The sequence below is a fragment of the Ramlibacter sp. P4_H7 genome (genome assembly GCF_056400765.1).
This window is the reverse complement of the sequence record NZ_JBFUKP010000022.1, coordinates 49,409-68,592: the sequence shown is the minus strand read 5'-3', so window position 1 is coordinate 68,592 and position 19,184 is coordinate 49,409. Positions and strand designations below refer to the sequence as shown.

Here is a 19,184-nt window from a genome sequence, read left to right as displayed (position 1 = left end):
GCGGCGCGCCGCGTGGGCGGCGTCGATCCGGCCAGCGTGCGGCTGGCGCGCGAGCCGGCGGGAATGTCTTTCGCGCTGGACGCGAAGCGCCAGTCGCCTCGCGCCGCGGTGCTGGCGCTGCAGGCCGCCGCGCCGCCGGGCACGCGCGTCAGCCTCGTGCGCGTGCTGGACTCGGCGCGCCCCTGATCACTTCACCAGCAGCACGGGGATGTCGCACCCGGTCAGCACGTTCTGCGCGACGCTGCCCAGGAGGGCGCGGCCCAGGATGCCGTGGCCATGCGTGCCCATCACGACCATGTGGGCCTTTTCCTTCTTGGCGGCCTTGACGATCTCCTGGCCCGGGTTGCCCACGGTCCATCGCACCGTGTAGGCGATGTCGTGGCGCTGCAGGAACTTCTCGATCGGCTTGAGCACCTTGGCGGCCTCGTCGGCGTGGTAATCGTTGACGGCGGCGGCGCCGACCATGCTCTTGACGCGCGGCGGCATGGCGGGCTGCACGTTGACGACGACCACGTGGCCGTCGCCGCCGGCGATTTCAGAATGGGTGACGAGGAAGGCCAGCGCCTTCTTGGTGTAGCTGCTGCCATCGGCGGCCAGGATGATCTTCATGCGGATCTTTCTTTCTTGTCGGTGACGGGAGGATGCCGGTCAGCGCAGGACCAGCACCGGGATATTGCCATGGGTCAGGACGTGCTGCGTCTCGCTGCCCAGCAGCAGGCGCTTGAGGCCCCGGCGGCCATGCGACGCCATCACGACCAGGTCGCACTTGTGCTTCTTCGCTGCGTTCAGGATCGCCTCGGCGACCAGGTCGGAGCGCACCGTGACGGCCCTGGCCACCACGCCCGCCTTCTCGGCGGCCTTCCCGACTTCGTCGGCCAGCTCCTGGCCCTTGTCGGCCCACTGCTTCTCCACGCGCGCCACCTCGTTGGGCGACACCGAGATGCCGCCTTCGAAGTAGGAGGTGGGATAACGCGGCACCACGTTCAGGGCCACGACCTCGGCGCCGATGGTGGCGGCGAGTTCGACGGCACTTTTCACGGCCTTCTTGGACAGCGCGGACCCGTCGGTGGGCACGAGAATTCGTTTGTACATGCAAAGTCTCCTTCCAGATGAGTACAGCTTACGAGGGAGCGCCCGGAGCCGGTTGACATTTGTCAACCGGTGGTGCCGGGGCCACCCTTAGGCTTGCTGCATGCAAGCTGCGACCCTTCCGTCCCTCCTCGTGGGCGACGTGCCGGCGAGCGCCCCGGACGGCGCCGCGGCCATCGACCTCCGCGAGGAATGGGAGACCTTCAGCCGCCCCGCGCCCGGGCGCTCGGGCTGCTGGGAGTCCTACCTCGCCATCGAAGGCATCTACTGCGCGGGCTGTTCGCTCTCCATCGAACAGGCGCTCACCGGGCTGCCCGGCGTCGTCGATGTCGAAGTCAATGGCGCCACCGCCACCGCCCGCGTGGTCTGGAATCCGTCGCAGGGGCAGCCCTCGCAGTGGCTGCACGCGCTGCAGCGCGCCGGCTACCGCGGCCTGCCCGCGGGCGACCAGCTGGCCGCCGTGCCGCGCCGGCAGGCCCAGCGCCTGCTGCTGTGGCGCTGGCTGGTGGCGGGCTTCTGCATGATGCAGGTGATGATGTACGCGGTGCCCGCGTACGTCGCCGGGCCCGGCGAGATCACGCCCGACGTCGCCGCGCTGCTGCGCTGGGCCGCCTGGCTGCTCACGCTGCCGGTGCTGCTGTTCTCCTGCACGCCCTTCTTCGGCTCGGCCTGGCGCGACCTGCGCCATGGCCGCGTCGGCATGGACGTGCCGGTGTCGGTCGGCATCCTGATCGCCTTCGCCGCCAGCACCTCCGCCACCTTCGACCCGCAAGGCCCGCTGGGCGCCGAGGTCTGGTACGACTCGGTGACCATGTTCGTGTTCTTCCTGCTGTCCGGCCGCCTGCTGGAGCAGCGGCTGCGCGACCGCACCGCGGGATCGCTGGAGGCGCTGATGCGCCGGCTGCCGGACACGGTGGAGCGCGTGCGTGTCGACGGCAGAAGCGAACGCGTGCCGGTGCGCCGACTCGCGCTGGGCGACCGCATCCGCCTGCAGCCGGGCGAGGTGTTCCCCGCGGACGGCCAGATCCTGGAGGGCGACACCCAGGTGGACGAGGCCTTGCTGACCGGCGAATCGACACCGATCCCGCGGCATGCTGGCCAGCCCGTGATCGCGGGCAGCGCCAACCTGAGCGGCTGCGTGCTGGTGCTGGTGGAGCGCGTCGGCGCCGCCACCCGCTACGGCCAGATCGTGGCCCTGATGGAACGCGCCTCGCACGAGAAGCCGGCCATCGCCAAGCTGGCCGACCGCATCGCCACGCCCTTCCTGCTGGCGGTGCTCGCTGCCGCCGCGGCCGCGGCCTGGTGGTGGTGGCCGCAGGGCCCGTCGCACGCGCTGGGGATCGCGGTCGCCGTGCTGATCGTCACCTGCCCGTGCGCGCTGTCGCTCGCCACGCCGGCCGCCACGCTGGCCGCCGCCGGCGCGCTGGCACGGCGCGGCATCCTGGTGCGCCGCATCGAGGCGCTGGAGGACGGCGCCGGCATCGACACCGTGGTGTTCGACAAGACCGGCACGCTCACCACCGACCGCATCGCGGTGCGGTACGTGCGCACCCGCGAGGACGTGTCGCTGGCCGAGGCCGTGCAGATCGCGGCGGCGCTCGCGCGGCATTCGCTGCATCCCGCTTCGCGCGCGATCGCCGCCGCGTCGGCCGGCGCGGACCTGAAGCTGAGCGACGTGCAGGAGGTCACCGGGCAGGGCGTGCAAGGCGTGCTGCCCACGCTCGCCGGCCACACGCCGCGCCGCGTGCGGCTGGGCTCCGCCGCCTTCTGCGGCGTGCGTCCCTCGGAAGAGGCCGGCAACCCGCAGGTGTTCCTGTCCGACCACCGCGGCTGGCTCGCCACCTTCGACCTGGACGAGGCGCTGCGGCATGGCGCCATCGCGGCCGGCGCCGTGCTGCGCCAGATGGGGCTGCAGCTGGAAGTGCTGTCCGGGGACCAGACGGCCGCCGTGCAGCGGCTGGCCACGCGCGCCGGCATCCAGAAGGCCCTGGGCCGGCAGACGCCGCAGGACAAGCTGGACCACGTGGCGCGCCTGCAGCAGCAGGGGCGGCGCGTCGCCATGGTGGGCGACGGCATGAACGACGGCCCGGTGCTCGCGCGCGCCGACATCTCGATCACCATCGGCGAATCGGTGCCGGTGGCGCAGGCGCGCTCGGACTTCATCATCCAGGGCGGGCGGCTCGATGGCGTGGCCGCGGTGCTGGTGCAGGCCCGCCGCGCGCGCGCCGTGGTGCGGCAGAACCTGGCCTGGGCCGCGCTCTACAACGCCGTCTGCGTGCCGCTGGCCGTGGCTGGCATGATGCCGCCTTGGCTGGCCGGCCTGGGCATGGCGGCCAGCTCCCTGTTCGTGGTGCTCAACGCGGCCCGCCTCGCGCGGCTGCCCCAGGTTTCCTGATGGACATCCTCTTCCTCCTGATCCCGCTGTCGGTGGTGCTGGCGCTGGTCATCCTCGGCGCCCTGGGCTGGGCCGTGTGGCGCGGCCAGTTCGAAGGCGTCGAGGCCGAAGGCGAGCGCATCCTCGGTCCGGACTGAGCGCATATCCGCTTTCGGGGCGGCAAAGCTGCGCGTGGGCGGGCTGCGGCGCGATGGCTACCGCGTTCGGCGCGTGTGCTCTGCTCCTTGCCGGTACGCCGCGCACGATCGGGTCGCGGGGCGATGGCTACGCCGTTCGGCACAGCGCTGCGCGCTGCTACCGAATTCCCTGCGCCGGGCGATCCCGCGACCCTTCATTGGCCATGAGTGCATTGCCGCCGTCCGGGTCGCGGAATCACCCACCGCAGGCGCCTGTGCTTTATTCACGCGACAGCCCGCCCGCGCGCAGCTTTGCGGCAGTGCCGTGGTGCACCACCGCCGCAACCACCCCACTGCAACGCCGCGCATGGTCGGGTCGCGGGGCGAATAAAGCACAGGCGCACACGGTGGATGGTCTTGCGGCCCGCACGGCACCAGTGCACCGCCGGCCTGTGATGGGCCGCAAGGCCTTCCAGCGTGGGGAATTTGGTAGCAGCGCGCAGCGCTGTGCCGAACGCCGTAGCCATCGCCCTGCGACCCGACCGTGTGCGGCGTCCTCACTCAGTCGCAGAGCGCACGCACGAACCGAGAGCGGCACGGATCGGCAGGAACATATTCCCCGGGCACCCCGGCCCCACTTGATTTTCGTCAAGCGAAGCCCAACCCGACAAATGGAGACTCGGAGCATCTGAAAAAGGTGCTTCATGAACCAACCAAGCGTCACCCCTGCCATCTACAGCGACACGGTCGTGCGGCAGTTCTCGTTGATGGCCGTTGTCTGGGGTGTGGTGGGCATGCTCGTCGGCGTGTTCATCGCGGCCCAGCTCGCCTGGCCTGAACTCAACCTCGGGATCCCGTGGCTCAGCTACGGCCGGCTGCGGCCCCTGCACACCAACGCGGTGATCTTCGCGTTCGGCGGCTGCGCGCTGTTCGCCACCAGCTACTGGGTGGTGCAGCGCACGTCGCAGGTTGCGCTGTTCCTGCCCAAGCTCGCCGCCTTCACCTTCTGGGGCTGGCAGGCGGTGATCGTCGCGGCCGCCATCAGCCTGCCGCTGGGCTACACCTCCGGCAAGGAATACGCCGAACTCGAATGGCCGATCGACATCCTGATCACGCTGGTGTGGGTGTCGTACGCGATCGTGTTCTTCGGGACCATCGGCATCCGCAAGGTGAAGCACATCTACGTGGCCAACTGGTTCTACGGCTCCTTCATCATCGCCGTGGCGCTGCTGCACCTGGTGAACAGCGCCGCCGTTCCCGCCGGCTTCATGAAGTCCTACTCCGCCTACGCGGGCGTGCAGGACGCGATGGTGCAGTGGTGGTACGGCCATAACGCGGTGGGCTTCTTCCTGACCGCGGGCTTCCTGGGGATGATGTACTACTTCATCCCGAAGCAGGCCGAGCGGCCGGTGTACAGCTATCGCCTGTCCATCGTGCACTTCTGGGCGCTGATCTTCACGTACATGTGGGCGGGTCCGCACCACCTGCACTACACCGCGCTGCCGGACTGGACCCAGTCGGTCGGCATGATCTTCTCGCTGATCCTGCTGGCGCCCAGCTGGGGCGGCATGATCAACGGCGTCATGACCCTGTCGGGCGCCTGGCACAAGCTGCGCGACGACCCCGTGCTGCGCTTCCTGATCGTGTCCCTGTCCTTCTACGGCATGAGCACGTTCGAGGGCCCGATGATGTCCATCAAGACCGTCAACGCGCTCTCGCACTACACCGACTGGACCGTCGGCCACGTGCATTCCGGCGCGCTGGGCTGGGTGGGCCTGATCTCCATGGGCTCCCTGTACTACCTGATCCCGCGCCTGTTCGGCCAGAAGAAGATGTACTCCATCAAGGCGATCGAGATCCACTTCTGGACCGCCACCATCGGCATCGTGCTGTACATCGCAGCGATGTGGATCGCCGGCGTGATGCAGGGCCTGATGTGGCGCGCCATCAACGGCGACGGAACGCTCACCTACACGTTCGTCGAATCGGTGAAGGCGACCTATCCCTTCTACGTGATCCGCGTGCTCGGCGGCCTGCTGTACCTGGGCGGGATGATCCTGATGGCCTGGAACACCTGGATGACCGTGGCCAACGGCCGCGCCGTGCGCATCAATGTCCCGGCGGTCGTCGCCCACGCCTGACCACAGAAAGCATTGCACCATGAGCGACAACGCAACCCCCGCCTCCGGCTTCACGCACGAGAAGGTCGAGACCAACAACTTCCTGATGATCGTGCTGATCCTGCTGGTCGTCGCCGTCGGCGGCCTGGTGGAGATCGTGCCCCTGTTCTTCCAGAAGTCCACCACCGAGCCGATCGCGGGCCTGAAGCCCTACACCTCGCTGCAGGTCGCCGGCCGCGACATCTACGTGCGCGAAGGCTGCTACAACTGCCACTCGCAGATGATCCGTCCCTTCCGCGCGGAGACGCTGCGCTACGGCCACTACTCGGTGGCCGGCGAGTTCGTGTACGACCACCCGTTCCAGTGGGGTTCCAAGCGCACCGGCCCGGACCTGCACCGCGTGGGCGGCAAGTACAGCGACGAATGGCATCGCATCCACCTGAACAACCCGCGCGACGTGGTGCCCGAGTCCAACATGCCGGCCTACTCGTGGCTGGAGAAGAACGCGGCCGACGCCGACAGCATCCAGGCGCACATGAAGGCGCTGCGCACCGTCGGCGCGCCCTACAGCGACGACGAGATCGCCAAGGCGCCCGCGGACCTCAAGGGCAAGACTGAAATGGACGCGCTCGTGGCCTACCTGCAATCGCTGGGCCGCGCGCTCAAGTAAGGGAAGGACCGGCCATGGACATCAACATCCTGCGCGAGATCGCGACCGTCGTATCCCTCGCGACCTTCATCGGCATCATCGGCTGGGCCTGGTCCCGCCGCAACCGCGAGGGCTTCGAGGAAGCCGCGCGGATCCCCTTCCAACAAGACGAATAAGGACCCGACCATGAGCGATTTCACCACCGGCTTCTGGTCGATGTACGTTGCCGTCGCCACGCTGGTCAGCGTGCTGGCCTGCGGCCTGCTGCTGTGGATCACCGCCCGCAAGAAGGTGACGCCCAGCAAGGACAACACCACCGGCCACGTCTGGGACGAGGACCTGACCGAGATGAACAACCCGCTGCCCATGTGGTGGGTCGGCCTGTTCATCATCACCATCGTGTTCGGCCTGGGCTACCTGGCGGCCTATCCAGGCCTGGGCTCCTACCAGGGCCAGCTGAAGTGGACGCAGAAGGGCGAGTACGACGCCGAGGTCGCGCTGGCCAACAAGGAACTGGAACCGCTGTATGCCCAGTTCACGGCCAAGAAGCCCGAGGACCTGGCCGGCGACGCCAACGCCATGGCCATCGGCGAGCGGCTGTTCATGAACAACTGCGCCCAGTGCCACGGCTCCGACGCGCGCGGCAGCAAGGGCTTCCCCAACCTGGCCGACGCCGACTGGCTGCACGGCGGCTCCACCGACAAGATCAAGGAGACCATCACCAAGGGCCGCATCGGCATGATGCCGCCGATGGGCGCCGCCGTCGGCGGTGCCGACGACGTGAAGAACGTCGCGCACTACGTGCTGTCGCTGTCGAACAGCCCGCACGACTCGCTGCGCGCCCAGCTGGGCAAGGCGAAGTTCGCGGCGTGCGCGGCCTGCCACGGCATGGACGGCAAGGGCAATCCCGCGCTCGGCGCGCCCAACCTCACCGACGACATCTGGCTGCACGGCTACGGCGAGCAGGCCATCATCAGCATGGTCATGAACGGCAAGACCAACCAGATGCCGGCGCAGGAAGACAAGCTCACCCCGGCCCAGATCCACGTGCTGTCCGGGTACGTCTGGGGACTGTCGAACAAGCCGGGGACCGTGAAGCCCTGATTCATCCTTTCTGGATCGCTCGTTGGTGGGCGTCCGGGTGGGGTTTGGGAGGCGGCCTGCGGGCCGCTTCGTTCTGGCCGCGCCCACGTCCCCCCAGGCGGTGTGCGGTGCGCGCCCGCTGGGGCGGCGTCCGTCGCGCAAGCGCGCCGGCAGACCTGGAAGACTGGTCCCGGCGCCGCCCGCAAAACAACTCGTCTGGAGTTCGTTCGCGCGCGAACGAACTCCAGACTCGGACAAGTTTTGCGAGCCAGAGACGTACGCGCGGCTCGATACGCGCCAAGGCGCGCTCGTAGCCGCGCTGCGGCGCCGGGACCAGCCTTCCAGGCGCCACCCCTTTATGCGGACCCGCACCGCACACCACCTGGGGCGACGCACACCGCCCTGCTTGAAATGCCGGCACCACGACCGCTCGCCATGGAACGCCAGCGCGCGTCCGATGAAGTCTGGTGTGGAGAAAGGGCAGGGCGTCCCGTAGCGGCGGCCTGCGAATAGGCAAACTGCGCCCAGCAAAGCCGCGGGCGGGCGGGCTGGGGCGCGCATGAAGGCAGGGCGCCTGCGATGGCCGTCCGCCCGGCCATCGCAGGTTTGCCGGCGCATCGCGCCGGACGCCCTGCCAGCGCGCCCCAGCCCGCCCGCCCGCGGCTTTGCCGCCCCCGACCGTACCAACCCCGCGCTCGCCAATGACCCCAAACGCTTACGCAAGACCGACACAGCAGAGCTTCGCACCGTCCCGGGACCCCCTTTTTCCTTGCGTCTGATCAAAGTCAAGTGCCCGCCCACCCCCCGAACGCATGATCGGGAGAAATGAAAGTCATCCCCATCACCCCGGTCGACGACGAAGGCGACGTCCAGGGTCTTTACGCATCCGAGAAGAAGATCTATCCACGGTCCGTCACGGGCCTCTTCGCCCGCTGGCGCTGGGCCTTCGTGTGGCTCACGCAGATCATCTTCTACGGCCTGCCGTGGCTGGAGTGGGGCGAGCGCCAGGCCGTGCTGTTCGACCTCGGCGCGCGCCGCTTCTACATCTTCGGCTTCGTCCTGTACCCGCAGGACTTCATCTACCTGACCGGCGTGCTGGTGATCAGTGCGTTGTCGCTGTTCCTGTTCACGGCGGTCGCCGGCCGCCTGTGGTGCGGCTTCGCCTGCCCGCAGACCGTGTACACCGAGATGTTCCTGTGGATCGAGCGCAAGGTGGAGGGCGACCGGCCCCACCGCATGAAGCTCGATGCCGCTCCGTTCTCTCTGGAGAAGCTGGTCAAGAAGTGGTTCAAGCACCTGCTGTGGGTGATGGTGGCCATGTGGACCGGCTTCACCTTCGTCGGCTACTTCACGCCCATCCAGGAACTGGGCATGGAATTCCTGCAGACCCGCATGGGCTCGTGGGAGGTGTTCTGGGTGTTCTTCTACGCCTTCGCCACCTACGGCAACGCCGGCTTCATGCGCGAGCAGGTCTGCAAGTACATGTGTCCCTACGCCCGCTTCCAGAGCGCGATGTTCGACCATGACACGCTGATCGTCAGCTATGACGCCGTGCGCGGCGAGCCGCGCGGCACCCGCGGCCGCAAGGACGACCTGAAAGCCCTGAACCTGGGTTCCTGCATCGACTGCGAACTGTGCGTGCAGGTGTGTCCCACCGGCATCGACATCCGCAAGGGCCTGCAGTACGAGTGCATCGGCTGCGCCGCCTGCGTCGACGTGTGCGACACGGTCATGGACAAGATGAACTACCCGCGCGGGCTGATCCGCTTCACGACGCAGCATGCGCTGAAGACGGGCGGGGCGGGCCGCAGCTTCATCCTGGGGCGCATCCTGCGGCCGCGCGTCCTGATCTACGGCGGCGTGCTGGTGGCGCTCACGGCCGCGATGATGGTGAGCCTGGCCCTGCGCACGCCGCTGCGGGTGGACGTGGTGCGCGACCGCGCCGCGCTCTCTCGCATCGCCCCCGGCGGCAAGCTGGAGAACGTGTTCCGGCTGCAGGTGATGAACGCCACGGAAACCACGCAGAAGTACCGCATCACCGCCGACGGCCTGGAAGGGCTGCAGGTCGTCTCGGAGAGCGAAGTGCAGGTCGGCCCCGCGGAATCGCGCTGGGTGGCGGTCCGGCTGCAGATGCCCTACGGCACGGTGCCGCCAGGCTCGCACCCCATCCATTTCGACATCGGCACGATCGGCGGCGACGCCCACGTGCGCGAGAAGTCCGTCTTCCTCGTTCCCCGCTGATCCAGGAGTCCCCATGAACACCGACCCCAAGCTGCAGGACAGCACTCCCTGGTGGAAGCATGGCCACGTGTGGCTGGTGATCGCCGGACCCGCCCTGGTGGTCGTGGCCAGCATCGCGACCGCCGTGATCGCCATCCGCACCGACGATCCCGTCGTCGAAGCCGATTACTATCGGCGCGGCATCGAGATCAACAAGACCCTGGCGCGCGACCGCGCGCAGTTGCCGGCGCTGCAGGGGCGCAACCATGCGGTCACGCCGGCCAAGCCCTGAGGCCGCCGGCGCGATGCAGCAGCAACAGAAAGACAAACGGAAAGGGGAGTAGCGATGGCCAACCGCCTGATGTGGATTGCCTGGCCGGCCTTCATGGCCGCCTGCGTGCTGGAGCTGCTGGTTTTCGCCTTCGTCGATCCGCTGGAACTGCAGTGGCTGTCCAGCGGCCGCACGCTCGGCTGGTCGCGGCAGACCGTGTACACGATGTCGTTCTTCGCGTTCTGGCTCGTCAGCATGGGCGCCTGCGCGCTCACGACGCTGCTGCGCATGGCGCCGCACGAAGTCAACGAGTGCCCGTTCGACCCGGGCCAGCGTCCCGCGGCCTGCCCGCGCGAAAGCGAACTCGCTTCCTGATAGGCGCACGAAGTCCGGCACGAGGCCGCCCGGCACTGCCGCGGCGGCTTTTTGCCTTCCGGGCCCCGCTTCGTCCGGCCGCAGGCCGGCTCAGCCCAGTCCGCCGAAGCGGCTGAGGGGCGCCGGCGCGGACTGCAGGTCCATCTGCGTGCACTGCAGCGAGCAGTAGTCCACCAGCGCGTCGATCTCGGTGGACTTGTCGAACACCGCGTCCACGCCGAGCTGGGCGCAGCGCTTGCGCACGCTGGCGTTCACGTAGTTGCTGAAGACGATCACCTTCTGCTCGGGCCGCGCGCGCTGGATGTGCTGCACCAGGCGCATGCCGCTGCCGCCATGCAGGAACAGGTCGACGATGAGCAGGTCCCACGCGGCGCGCGCGGAGAGCCAGGCGAGCGCATCCTCTTCCGTCGCCGCGCCGCCGACCACCTTCACGCAGGTCAACTCTTCCAGGGCGCCCGTGAGCGTTTCCCGGATCTCCGCGTTGTCCTCGACCACGAAAACCGAAAGTTGCACGCTGCAGCCTTTGCAAGGAGACGTGACTCTAGCCCCTGAGCCAGCACTGCGGTTCGGCAGCCCGCGCGTCCCCATGTAGGAGCCGGACTACGCTGCCTTGCGGACGAGAGACCCGTAAGATCGGCAGCAAGGAATCGCATGCATCCGGTCATCGCACACAACGCCGGCAACCTGCTGCAGCTGGTCGAGCGCAGCGCCTTCGTCGGGTTCTGGCGGCTCGATGCGCGGCAGCGCACGCTGTACTGGTCGGACCAGCTCGCCCGGCTGCACGGCGCACCGGCCGGCTACACGCCGGAGTTTCCGCTGGCGCTGTCGCATTACGTCGAGGAACACCAGCCCGAACTGCAGGCCCGGCTGCAGGCGTGCGAGCGGGACGGCACGCCGTTCGACGTGGAGGTGCAGGTGCGCACGCTGCAGGGGCGGCGGATCTGGGTGCGCTGCCTCGGCCAGCCGCTGCGCGACGAGGCCGGCGCGATCGTCGGCGCGGAAGGCCTGGTGCAGGAGATCGCACCGGCCGGCCATGTGCCCGGCACGCTGCTGCACCACGCGGTCAGCATGGGCGGCGCGCTCGGCAGCGTCGAGGCCTTCGTCACCCTCGACGCGCAGGGCCGCATCAGCTATGCCAACGAGCAGGCCGAGCAGCTGCTGGGCGCCGGCGGCGCAGCCCTGGTGGGGCGCAAGATCTGGGGCTTCTTCCAGAAGCGCGCGCGGCTGGCGCTGGAAGAGCGCTTCCTGCAGGCGCTGGAGCGGCGCGAGGCGATCGAGCTGGAGGAGCTGGATGCGCAGGTGAACCACTGGCTGGAGCTGCGCGGCTTTCCCTTCGGCGCCGGGCTCGCCCTGCACCTGCGCGACGTCTCGGCGCGACGCAGCGCGCAGCAGCACCTGATGCTGCTGGAGGGCAGCATCGCCCGCCTGAACGACATCGTCATCATCACCGAGGCCGCGCCGTTCCGCGCGCCGGGTCCTCGCATCGTGTTCGTCAACGAGGCCTTCGAGCGGCGCACCGGCTACACGCGCGAGGAGGTGATCGGCCGCTCGCCCCGGTTCCTGCAGGGGCCCGACACGCAGCGGCCCCGGCTGGACCGCATTCGCGCCGCGCTGGAGCAATGGGAGCGCGTGCGGGTCGACCTGATCAACTACACCAAGGAGGGCGAGCCCTACTGGGTCGACCTGGACGTGTCGCCGGTGTGGGACGACGCCCGCCGCCTGACGCACTGGGTGGCGGTGGGACGCGACATCACCGAACGCAAGCGCGACGAGGAGAAGATCCAGTACCTGGCGTTCTACGACCCGCTGACGCAGCTGCCGAACCGCCAGATGCTGCTGGACCGGCTGGACGCCGTGGTCGCGGACCCTGCGCACCGCCACGACGGCGCGCTGATGTTCATCGACCTCGACAACTTCAAGGTGCTCAACGACACGCTGGGCCACCAGAAGGGCGACCTGCTGCTGCAGCAGGTGGCGCGGCGCCTGCGCAACTGCATCGCCAAGGGCGACCTGGTCGCGCGGCTGGGCGGCGACGAGTTCGTGGTGCTGCTGGAGAACACGCCGGAGAAGCCGCTCGACCCGCTGACGGCGGCGCAGGTCGTGAGCCAGCGCATCCTGGACGCCCTCGGCGAGTCGTATGTGCTGCCGGGCTACCTGCACCACAGCACCTGCAGCATCGGCGTCACGCTGTTCGGCCGCACGCCCTCCAGCGTGAGCGAGCTGCTGAAGCAGGCGGACCTGGCCATGTACCAGGCCAAGGCGGCGGGGCGCAACACGGTGCGCTTCTTCGATCCGGAGATGCAGGCGGTGGCGAGCGCCAACGCGGCGCTGGCGGCGGACCTGCGGCAGGCCTGGAACGACCGCCAGCTGCGCATCGAGTACCAGCCGCAGGTGGGCATGGACGGCCGCACGACGGGGGTGGAGGCGCTGCTGCGCTGGGAGCATCCGCTGCGCGGCGACGTGCCGCCCGGCCAGTTCGTCCCGACCGCGGAGGAGACCTCGCTGGTGGTGCCGATCGGCCAGTGGGTGCTGCAGGAGGCGTGCGCGCAGCTGGCCGCGTGGTCGCAGCGGCCGGATCGTGCGCACCTGGGCATCTCGGTCAACGTCAGCGTGCGCCAGTTCCGCGACCCCGAGTTCATCGACGAGGTGGTGGGCGCCGTGCGCCGCGCGGGCATCGCGCCGGGCAAGCTCAAGCTGGAACTGACCGAGAGCCTGCTGGCCGACCACCTCGACGCGACCATCGCCCGGATGCGCAACCTGAAGGAAGTGGGCGTGCGGCTGTCGGTCGACGACTTCGGCATCGGCTATTCCGCGCTGTCCTACCTGAAGCTGCTGCCGATCGACGAGCTCAAGATCGATCGCTCCTTCGTCAAGGACATCCTCACCGACGGCAACGATGCCGCCATCGCCGGCACGATCATCGGCCTGTGCCGCAACCTGGGGCTGGAGGTGATCGCCGAGGGGGTGGAGACGCCCGAGCAGCGCGACTTCCTCGCGCGGCAGGGCTGCCAGCGCTACCAAGGCTACCTGTTCTGCCGGCCGCTGCCACTCGACCAGCTGGAGGAATTCCTGGACGCCGCGCAGCGCGGCGCCCCGCCGGCCCTCACACCGGAACCATCTTCAGTGGCGTCGTGACCACTGCCCGCGGCAGGCGCAGGACGATCGCCGGGCCGTTGCGCAGCAGCTCCACGCCGTGCTGGGTGGCGAGCGCCTGCACCTCCACCCAGGACAGCGGGGCCTCGCCCGGTTCGTGCGGCTGGGTGAACGTGCCTTCCGGCAGCGGCAGGTAGTGCACCGCCACCACGCCGTGGGTGCTGGAGTGCTCGCTGCGCACCGCCACTTCGCCGGGCCCGGGCGCGCCGTCGGTGAGCGTCAGGATCGCCGCGGCCAGCAGGAAGCGCACGGCGCTGCGCGAAACCTCGATATCGCCGTCGCCCGGCTCGAAGCGCAGCGCGAAGCCGCGGAAATTGAGGCTGGTCGAAAGCAGCTGCACCACTTCCGAAACCGCTTCGCGCAGGGCGGTGGCGTCGTGTTCCGCCGGCTCCATCCACGTGCACACGTCAAGGCAGCGGGCGACCGCCTGCCGCGACAGGCGGTTGAGCCGGGAGACGGACGATTGGAGTTCGTCCGTCGGCACCGTCCTGCGTTCCATGCGCGCGGACAGCGCCTCGGCCATCAGGCCCAGCGACTGCAGGTGCACCACCATGTCGTGCCGCAGCGGCGGCGTCAGCCGGCGCAGGATGTCGTGCTGGGCGGCGCGCGCCAGGCTGCGCAGCCGCTGCGGGCCGGTGTCGCCGGCCGGCGGCACGGCCCCGGCGGGGGTGGGGAGGGTCGGTTCGATGGCCAACACGAAGGCTGTGGGAGTGGGTTGCCGCGCCGACACGACGGCGCTCGCGCCGAGAATGTCATGGCGCGGCCGCAGGGGGTGTAGGACGGCGGCGCGCCCCCGTGATGCAAGGCAGAGCTGGGGACTGGGGAGGGGGGCTCGGGGCGGGCCCTGCGGTTGTGCTGTAATTTCGGGGACCCGAAGAAAGACCCGCTGTGCCCTTTTCCCTGCTCGCCGACTCGAACGCCGCCAGCCGCCTCGCGGGGCTGCTGGACTCCGCGATGGACGGGATCATCAGCGTCAACGACGCCCAGCGCATCGTGATGTACAACCGCTCCGCCGAGAAGATGTTCGGCTGGACCGGCGAGGAAGTCCTGGGCAAGCCGCTGGACCTGCTGCTGCCCGAGCGCTACCGGGACGGCCACAACCAGCAGGTGCGGCGCTTCGGGGCCACCGGCACCACCTCCCGCCGGATGGGCGACCAGACCGTCCTGTACGGGCTGCGCAAGAACGGCACCGAATTCCCGATCGAAGCGTCCATCTCGCAGTTGCAGACGCCCGAGGGCAAGCTCTACACCGTCATCCTGCGCGACATCACGGAGCGCGTGCGCGCCCAGTCCGAACTGGCGTCCTTCGCCGCGGAATCCTCCGGTGTGCGCGAGCAGGAGAAATCGCGCATCGCCCGCGAACTGCACGACGAACTGGCGCAGTCGCTCACCGCGCTGAAGATGGACACCATCTGGATGCGCGACCACGTCGCCGAGGACAACGCCGTCGCCCGGGACAAGATCACCACCATGCTGTCCATGCTGGACACGGCGGTCGCTTCGGTGCGCCGGATCGCGGCCGACCTGCGCCCGCTGGTGCTGGACGACCTGGGCCTGGTGCCCGCCATCGAATGGGTGGCGCAGAACTTCACCCAGCGCACGGGCATTCCCTGCGAACTGCTGGTCGACGAAACGCTGGAGCTGGAAGAGCCCTTCGCCACCGGCGTGTTCCGCATCGTCCAGGAGTCGCTGGCCAACGTGGGCAAGCACGCGCGCGCCACCCGGGTGCAGGTGGGGCTCAAGATGCTGGGCGCCGACCTCGTGCTGTTCGTGCAGGACGACGGCATCGGCTTCCGGCCCACGGCGCCGCGCAAGCCGCAGTCGCTGGGGCTGGTGGGCCTGCGCGAACGGGCCATGCTGATGCGCGGCGACGTCAAGGTGGAAAGCGCGCCCGGCACCGGGACGCGGGTCGAGGCCCGCATCCCGATCGGGCAGCGCAAGCCATGACGGTGCGCATCGTCCTCGCCGACGACCACGCCATCGTCCGCGAGGGGCTCAAGCGCATCGTCGGGGACGTCGAGGATTTCCAGGTGGTGGGCGAGGCCGCCGACGGCACCGCCGTGATGAAGGCCGTGCGCGAGCTCGACTTCGACGTGCTGCTGCTGGACCTGTCCATGCCGGGCCGCAGCGGCATGGAGCTGATCAAGCTGGTGAAGGCCGAAAAGCCGCGCCTGCGCATCCTGGTGCTGAGCATGCACCAGGAGATGCAGTACGCGGTGCGCGCGATCAAGTCGGGCGCCAGCGGCTACCTCACCAAGGAAAGTGCGTCCGGCCAGCTGGAGCAGGCGATCCGCAAGATCGCCTCGGGCGGCGCCTACATCAGCGCGGAAGTGGCCGAACAGCTGGCGCTGGGTGCGATGCCGGGCGGCGGCGGCGGCGGCCTGCCGCACGAGACCCTGTCGGACCGCGAGTTCGAGGTGTTCCGGCTGCTGGTGGCGGGCGATGGGGTCACCGACATCGCCCACAAGCTGAATCTCTCGGTCAAGACCGTCAGCACGCACAAGGCCAACCTGATGCAGAAACTGGGGCTGGCCAACCAGACCGAGCTGGTGCGCTACGCCATCAAGAACGGGCTCGCCGACCCGGTCTGAGCGCGTCCGTCGCGCGGCGACACCGCGCGAATCCTACTTCCATCGCGAGTGCTTTCCATGGGCGCGGCATGCCTGGCTCTGCCGCGTAGTCGCCGCACGGCATCGGCTGGCGGCAAAGCCGCCGCTCCGTCGCGCAGCCGTCCTACAGTCGCGCCACCTGCCCGCCTTCTAGATTCGTGTTCTACCCAGCAAGGATGGACATGAAGCGAGCAATCGAGGGAGCGGTGCATGGCCAGGATCGGTGAGCGCCTGCGCCGCGCGGGCGCCTGGATCCGGCGGCATCCGGTCAAGACCGCGGCGGCGCTGCCCCTGGCGGTCGTGCTGTACGTCGCCGCCATCTATCCCTTCACCCCCGGCATCGGCGACATCCGCAAGTCCCGGCAGGAGTCGCCCTCGGTGGTGCTGTCCGCCGACGGCAAGGAGCTGGCGGTGTTCCGCCGCGCCAACCGCGACTGGGTGAAGCTCGCGGACATTTCGCCCAAGGTGGTTCAGGCGCTGCTGGCCACCGAGGACAAGCGCTTCTACAAGCACCACGGCATCGACCTCGTGCGCACCGGCAAGGCCGTGCTGAACACCGCGACGGGCGACGTGGAGGGCGGCTCCACGCTCACGCAGCAGCTCGCCCGCAACCTGTACCCGGAGCAGATCGGGCGCGAGCAGACCGTCACCCGCAAGGTCAAGGAGGCGATCACCGCGCTGAAGATCGAGGCGGTGTACAGCAAGGACGAGATCCTGGAGAGCTACCTGAACTCCGTGTCCTTCCTCTACAACGCGTGGGGCATCGAGATGGCCGCGCGCACCTACTTCGACAAGCCGGCGAAGAACCTGAACGAGGTGGAGGCCGCCACGCTGGTGGGCATGCTCAAGGGCACGGCGTACTACAACCCGGTGATGAATCCCGAGCGCGCCCTGCAGCGGCGCAACACCGTGCTGGCGATGATGGTCAAGGCGGACAAGCTGGACGCGGCGCGCTTCGAGCAGCTGAAGGCGCAGCCGCTGAAGCTCAATTTCGAGCGGCTGCAGGAGAGCACGGGCGACGCCCCGCACCTGGCCGAATACCTGCGCCGCTGGCTGCTCCAGTGGGCCGACCGGCACGACTACAACGTCTACTCGGACGGCCTGGTGGTGCGCACCACCATCGATTCGCGCCTGCAGGACATCGCCAACCAGGCCGTGCAGCGCCAGGGCAAGGCGCTGCAGGCGGTGGCGGACGTCGAATGGAGCGGCAAGAACGTGGCCGGCCTGGGCAGCGACCCCGCGGCCTACGTCGCCGCCCGCGGCCGCACGGCGCCGTTCGAATACTTCTGGAACAGCAACCGTGACCTGGTGAAGAGCTGGATCAAGGACTCGCTGGAATACCGGCAGGCGCGCGACAAGGGCGCGAGCGACGAGGAAGCGCTGCAGCAGCTGCAGGGCAACGCGGAATTCATGGCGGACCTGCGGCGGCAGAAGACCCAGCTGCAGGCCGGCTTCCTCGCCATCGAGCCGGCCACCGGCGCGGTGAAGGCCTGGGTGGGCAGCCGCGACTACGCCGCCGACAAGTTCGACCACGTGCAGCAGGCGCGCCGCCAGCCCGGATCGACCTTCAAGCCCTTCGTGTACGGCGCGGCGTTCGACATGGGCGTGCAGCCCAACGAGACCTTCATCGACGGGCCGGTGGAGATCCAGATCGACCGCAACAAGACCTGGCGCCCCACCGACATCCACGGGATGACCAACCAGCCGATGACGCTGCGCGACGGCCTGGCCCAGTCCAAGAACACCATCACGGCGCAGCTGATGATGCGCGTGGGGCCGTCCCGCGTGGCGGCGCTGGCGCGTTCCATGGGCGTGCGCCAGAGCAAGCTGGACGAGGTGCCGTCGCTGGCGCTGGGCACCAGCCCGGTGACGCTCAAGGAAATGGTCACCTCGTTCGCCACCATCGCCAACGGCGGCGGCTACATCGAGCCGCAGATCGTCACGGCGGTGGAGAGCCGGCAACACAACGTGCTGGAGAGCTTCGCCCCGCGGGCGCCGGAGCAGGCGCTGGCCAACAACGCCGCCCAGGTGCTGCTGGACGTGATGCGTGGCGTGATCGACGGCGGCACCGCCGCCGGCCTGCGCCCGCGCTTCGGGCTCAACGGGCTCGACCTCGCGGGCAAGACCGGCACCACCCAGGACAACACCGATGGCTGGTTCATCGCGATGCATCCCCAGCTGGTGGCCGGCGCCTGGATGGGCTTCAACGACAACCGCGTCACGATGCGCAGCGAATACTGGGGGCAGGGCGCGCACAACGCGCTGTTCATCGTCGGCGACTTCCTGCAGCAATCGGTCAAGGCCGGCAAGCTCGATCCCAAGGCCGCCTTCGCCGCCCCGCGCATCCAGGACGAACCCACGCTGCTCGATCGCGCCGGCGACTGGTGGAACAGCGTGTTCAGAACGCCGCCCACGGCCGGCGACCCCACGGTGGCGGCCGTGCCCGAGACGCAGCTGCCTGAGGTCAAGCTGGACCCGCCAGTGCTGGAGCCCCCGCCGCGGCCGGTCGACACCGCCGCGCAGGCACCCGTGGCCGGTCCGGCCGTGAGCCCCAACGCGCCCGTGGTGGTGGAGCCGCAGCGCGTGCCCGTGTTCCCGCGGCCGCTGGAGACGGCGCGTCCGGCGGACAGCGCGCGGCCGGTGGACACCATCCCGGGAACGCAGGTCTACCGCGCGCCGGAAGCCTCGGCCCGCACGACGACCGATCCCCTGGCTCCGGCGGACGCGGGCCGCGCCTCGGGTCCGAATGCACGCGTGGTGACGATCCCCTCGGGCTCGCCGTCCGCGACGGGATCGCCTTCGACGACGTCCGGCGCACCGACCTCGGCGATGGGCGCCAATCCCCGGGACGTGTTGACGGTCACTCCTGCCCGTCCCAACACGGCCACCAGCAGCACGGGCACGCAGCGTGCGCCCGCGGCGGCTGGCACCGCTGCCGGCGACGGCGACAGTGGCAGCGCCCCGGCCACGCCGGTGGCGCCGGTGGGCGCGGCCATCGGCAGCACGGGCGGCGACGCGTCGCAATAGGGGTCGCCAAGCAGCGGACCCTCTTCGCGAAGCATGACTTCCTCGCCGAGACGTTGCGACTGGTCACGCTCGCGCGA

General features: G+C 69.3%; 18 protein-coding genes. 14 read left to right on the top strand and 4 right to left on the bottom strand.

Going from position 1 to position 19,184, the window contains the following annotated elements; translation table 11 throughout:
• Window positions 1-186 (top strand): hypothetical protein (locus tag AC1DSA_RS22945; RefSeq protein WP_477893216.1); only part of this gene is annotated, 186 nt, incomplete at its 5' end.
• On the opposite strand, the gene AC1DSA_RS22940 is transcribed toward AC1DSA_RS22945, so the two are convergent.
• Window positions 187-609, bottom strand: a complete 423-nt coding sequence (locus tag AC1DSA_RS22940; protein ID WP_477893215.1) for a universal stress protein — start codon at window positions 607-609, stop codon at window positions 187-189.
• Between the two features lie 39 nt (window positions 610-648).
• Window positions 649-1,092, bottom strand: coding sequence for a universal stress protein (locus AC1DSA_RS22935; RefSeq protein ID WP_477893214.1), 444 nt, complete (start codon window positions 1,090-1,092; stop codon window positions 649-651).
• Between the two features lie 100 nt (window positions 1,093-1,192).
• Between AC1DSA_RS22935 and AC1DSA_RS22930 the strand changes: the two genes are divergently transcribed.
• The 9 genes from AC1DSA_RS22930 (at window position 1,193) to AC1DSA_RS22890 (ending at window position 10,318) form a co-directional block, all read left to right on the top strand.
• A complete protein-coding gene (locus AC1DSA_RS22930; RefSeq protein ID WP_477893213.1) occupies window positions 1,193-3,484 on the top strand; it encodes a heavy metal translocating P-type ATPase in 2,292 nt (763 codons plus the stop codon).
• Window positions 3,484-3,621, top strand: a complete 138-nt coding sequence (gene ccoS / locus AC1DSA_RS22925; RefSeq protein WP_477893212.1) for a cbb3-type cytochrome oxidase assembly protein CcoS — start codon at window positions 3,484-3,486, stop codon at window positions 3,619-3,621. Before AC1DSA_RS22930 ends, ccoS begins: the two co-directional genes overlap by 1 nt.
• Before the next feature lie 683 nt (window positions 3,622-4,304).
• The gene (ccoN, locus tag AC1DSA_RS22920; RefSeq protein ID WP_477893211.1) at window positions 4,305-5,741 is read left to right on the top strand and encodes a cytochrome-c oxidase, cbb3-type subunit I; all 1,437 of its coding nucleotides are present in this window, start codon (window positions 4,305-4,307) and stop codon (window positions 5,739-5,741) included.
• Window positions 5,742-5,760: 19 nt separating this feature from the next.
• The gene (gene ccoO / locus AC1DSA_RS22915; protein WP_477893210.1) at window positions 5,761-6,390 is read left to right on the top strand and encodes a cytochrome-c oxidase, cbb3-type subunit II; all 630 of its coding nucleotides are present in this window, start codon (window positions 5,761-5,763) and stop codon (window positions 6,388-6,390) included.
• Window positions 6,391-6,404: 14 nt separating this feature from the next.
• Window positions 6,405-6,545 (top strand): cbb3-type cytochrome oxidase subunit 3, encoded by a 141-nt coding sequence (locus AC1DSA_RS22910; protein WP_477893209.1) that lies wholly within the window; start codon window positions 6,405-6,407, stop codon window positions 6,543-6,545.
• A gap of 10 nt (window positions 6,546-6,555) precedes the next feature.
• The gene (gene ccoP, locus AC1DSA_RS22905; protein WP_477893208.1) at window positions 6,556-7,473 is read left to right on the top strand and encodes a cytochrome-c oxidase, cbb3-type subunit III; all 918 of its coding nucleotides are present in this window, start codon (window positions 6,556-6,558) and stop codon (window positions 7,471-7,473) included.
• 804 nt (window positions 7,474-8,277) lie between these two features.
• Window positions 8,278-9,693, top strand: coding sequence for a cytochrome c oxidase accessory protein CcoG (ccoG, locus tag AC1DSA_RS22900; protein WP_477893207.1), 1,416 nt, complete (start codon window positions 8,278-8,280; stop codon window positions 9,691-9,693).
• A 13-nt stretch (window positions 9,694-9,706) separates the two neighbouring features.
• Window positions 9,707-9,964, top strand: a complete 258-nt coding sequence (locus AC1DSA_RS22895) for a FixH family protein (RefSeq protein ID WP_477893206.1) — start codon at window positions 9,707-9,709, stop codon at window positions 9,962-9,964.
• Window positions 9,965-10,018: 54 nt separating this feature from the next.
• A complete protein-coding gene (locus AC1DSA_RS22890; RefSeq protein ID WP_477893205.1) occupies window positions 10,019-10,318 on the top strand; it encodes a hypothetical protein in 300 nt (99 codons plus the stop codon).
• 90 nt (window positions 10,319-10,408) lie between these two features.
• Here the strand turns inward: AC1DSA_RS22890 and AC1DSA_RS22885 are convergent, their stop codons facing one another.
• On the bottom strand, window positions 10,409-10,831 hold the full coding sequence (locus AC1DSA_RS22885) for a response regulator (RefSeq protein ID WP_477893204.1): 423 nt from the start codon (window positions 10,829-10,831) through the stop codon (window positions 10,409-10,411).
• A gap of 138 nt (window positions 10,832-10,969) precedes the next feature.
• Here AC1DSA_RS22885 and AC1DSA_RS22880 point away from each other — a divergent pair, with 138 nt between their 5' ends.
• Window positions 10,970-13,453, top strand: a complete 2,484-nt coding sequence (locus AC1DSA_RS22880) for a sensor domain-containing protein (protein WP_477893203.1) — start codon at window positions 10,970-10,972, stop codon at window positions 13,451-13,453.
• Here AC1DSA_RS22880 and AC1DSA_RS22875 read toward each other — a convergent pair.
• The gene (locus AC1DSA_RS22875; protein ID WP_477893202.1) at window positions 13,422-14,165 is read right to left on the bottom strand and encodes a hypothetical protein; all 744 of its coding nucleotides are present in this window, start codon (window positions 14,163-14,165) and stop codon (window positions 13,422-13,424) included. The genes AC1DSA_RS22880 and AC1DSA_RS22875 overlap by 32 nt on opposite strands.
• A gap of 194 nt (window positions 14,166-14,359) precedes the next feature.
• On the opposite strand from AC1DSA_RS22875, the gene AC1DSA_RS22870 reads away from it, so the two are divergent.
• The 3 genes from AC1DSA_RS22870 to AC1DSA_RS22860 all read left to right on the top strand — a co-directional run bounded on the left by AC1DSA_RS22870 (window position 14,360) and on the right by AC1DSA_RS22860 (window position 19,107).
• Window positions 14,360-15,418: a sensor histidine kinase gene (locus AC1DSA_RS22870; protein WP_477893201.1), complete on the top strand. Its 1,059-nt coding sequence runs from the start codon at window positions 14,360-14,362 to the stop codon at window positions 15,416-15,418.
• Window positions 15,415-16,062 carry a response regulator gene (locus tag AC1DSA_RS22865; protein WP_477893200.1) on the top strand — a complete coding sequence of 216 codons (648 nt, stop codon included), beginning with the start codon at window positions 15,415-15,417 and terminating at the stop codon, window positions 16,060-16,062. The genes AC1DSA_RS22870 and AC1DSA_RS22865 overlap by 4 nt, the downstream gene beginning before the upstream one ends.
• Window positions 16,063-16,290: 228 nt before the next feature.
• Complete coding sequence (locus AC1DSA_RS22860; protein ID WP_477893199.1) at window positions 16,291-19,107, top strand: penicillin-binding protein 1A; 2,817 nt, start codon at window positions 16,291-16,293, stop codon at window positions 19,105-19,107.
• Window positions 19,108-19,184 lie beyond the last annotated feature (77 nt).

Bases quoted from the DNA above. Each gene is read 5' to 3' on its own strand.
- AC1DSA_RS22940 (WP_477893215.1), bottom strand. From the start codon at position 609: ATGAAGATCATCCTGGCCGCCGATGGCAGCAGCTACACCAAGAAGGCG.
- AC1DSA_RS22935 (WP_477893214.1), bottom strand. From the start codon at position 1,092: ATGTACAAACGAATTCTCGTGCCCACCGACGGGTCCGCGCTGTCCAAG.
- AC1DSA_RS22930 (WP_477893213.1), top strand. From the start codon at position 1,193: ATGCAAGCTGCGACCCTTCCGTCCCTCCTCGTGGGCGACGTGCCGGCG.
- ccoS (WP_477893212.1), top strand. From the start codon at position 3,484: ATGGACATCCTCTTCCTCCTGATCCCGCTGTCGGTGGTGCTGGCGCTG.
- ccoN (WP_477893211.1), top strand. From the start codon at position 4,305: ATGAACCAACCAAGCGTCACCCCTGCCATCTACAGCGACACGGTCGTG.
- ccoO (WP_477893210.1), top strand. From the start codon at position 5,761: ATGAGCGACAACGCAACCCCCGCCTCCGGCTTCACGCACGAGAAGGTC.
- AC1DSA_RS22910 (WP_477893209.1), top strand. From the start codon at position 6,405: ATGGACATCAACATCCTGCGCGAGATCGCGACCGTCGTATCCCTCGCG.
- ccoP (WP_477893208.1), top strand. From the start codon at position 6,556: ATGAGCGATTTCACCACCGGCTTCTGGTCGATGTACGTTGCCGTCGCC.
- ccoG (WP_477893207.1), top strand. From the start codon at position 8,278: ATGAAAGTCATCCCCATCACCCCGGTCGACGACGAAGGCGACGTCCAG.
- AC1DSA_RS22895 (WP_477893206.1), top strand. From the start codon at position 9,707: ATGAACACCGACCCCAAGCTGCAGGACAGCACTCCCTGGTGGAAGCAT.
- AC1DSA_RS22890 (WP_477893205.1), top strand. From the start codon at position 10,019: ATGGCCAACCGCCTGATGTGGATTGCCTGGCCGGCCTTCATGGCCGCC.
- AC1DSA_RS22880 (WP_477893203.1), top strand. From the start codon at position 10,970: ATGCATCCGGTCATCGCACACAACGCCGGCAACCTGCTGCAGCTGGTC.
- AC1DSA_RS22865 (WP_477893200.1), top strand. From the start codon at position 15,415: ATGACGGTGCGCATCGTCCTCGCCGACGACCACGCCATCGTCCGCGAG.
- AC1DSA_RS22860 (WP_477893199.1), top strand. From the start codon at position 16,291: ATGGCCAGGATCGGTGAGCGCCTGCGCCGCGCGGGCGCCTGGATCCGG.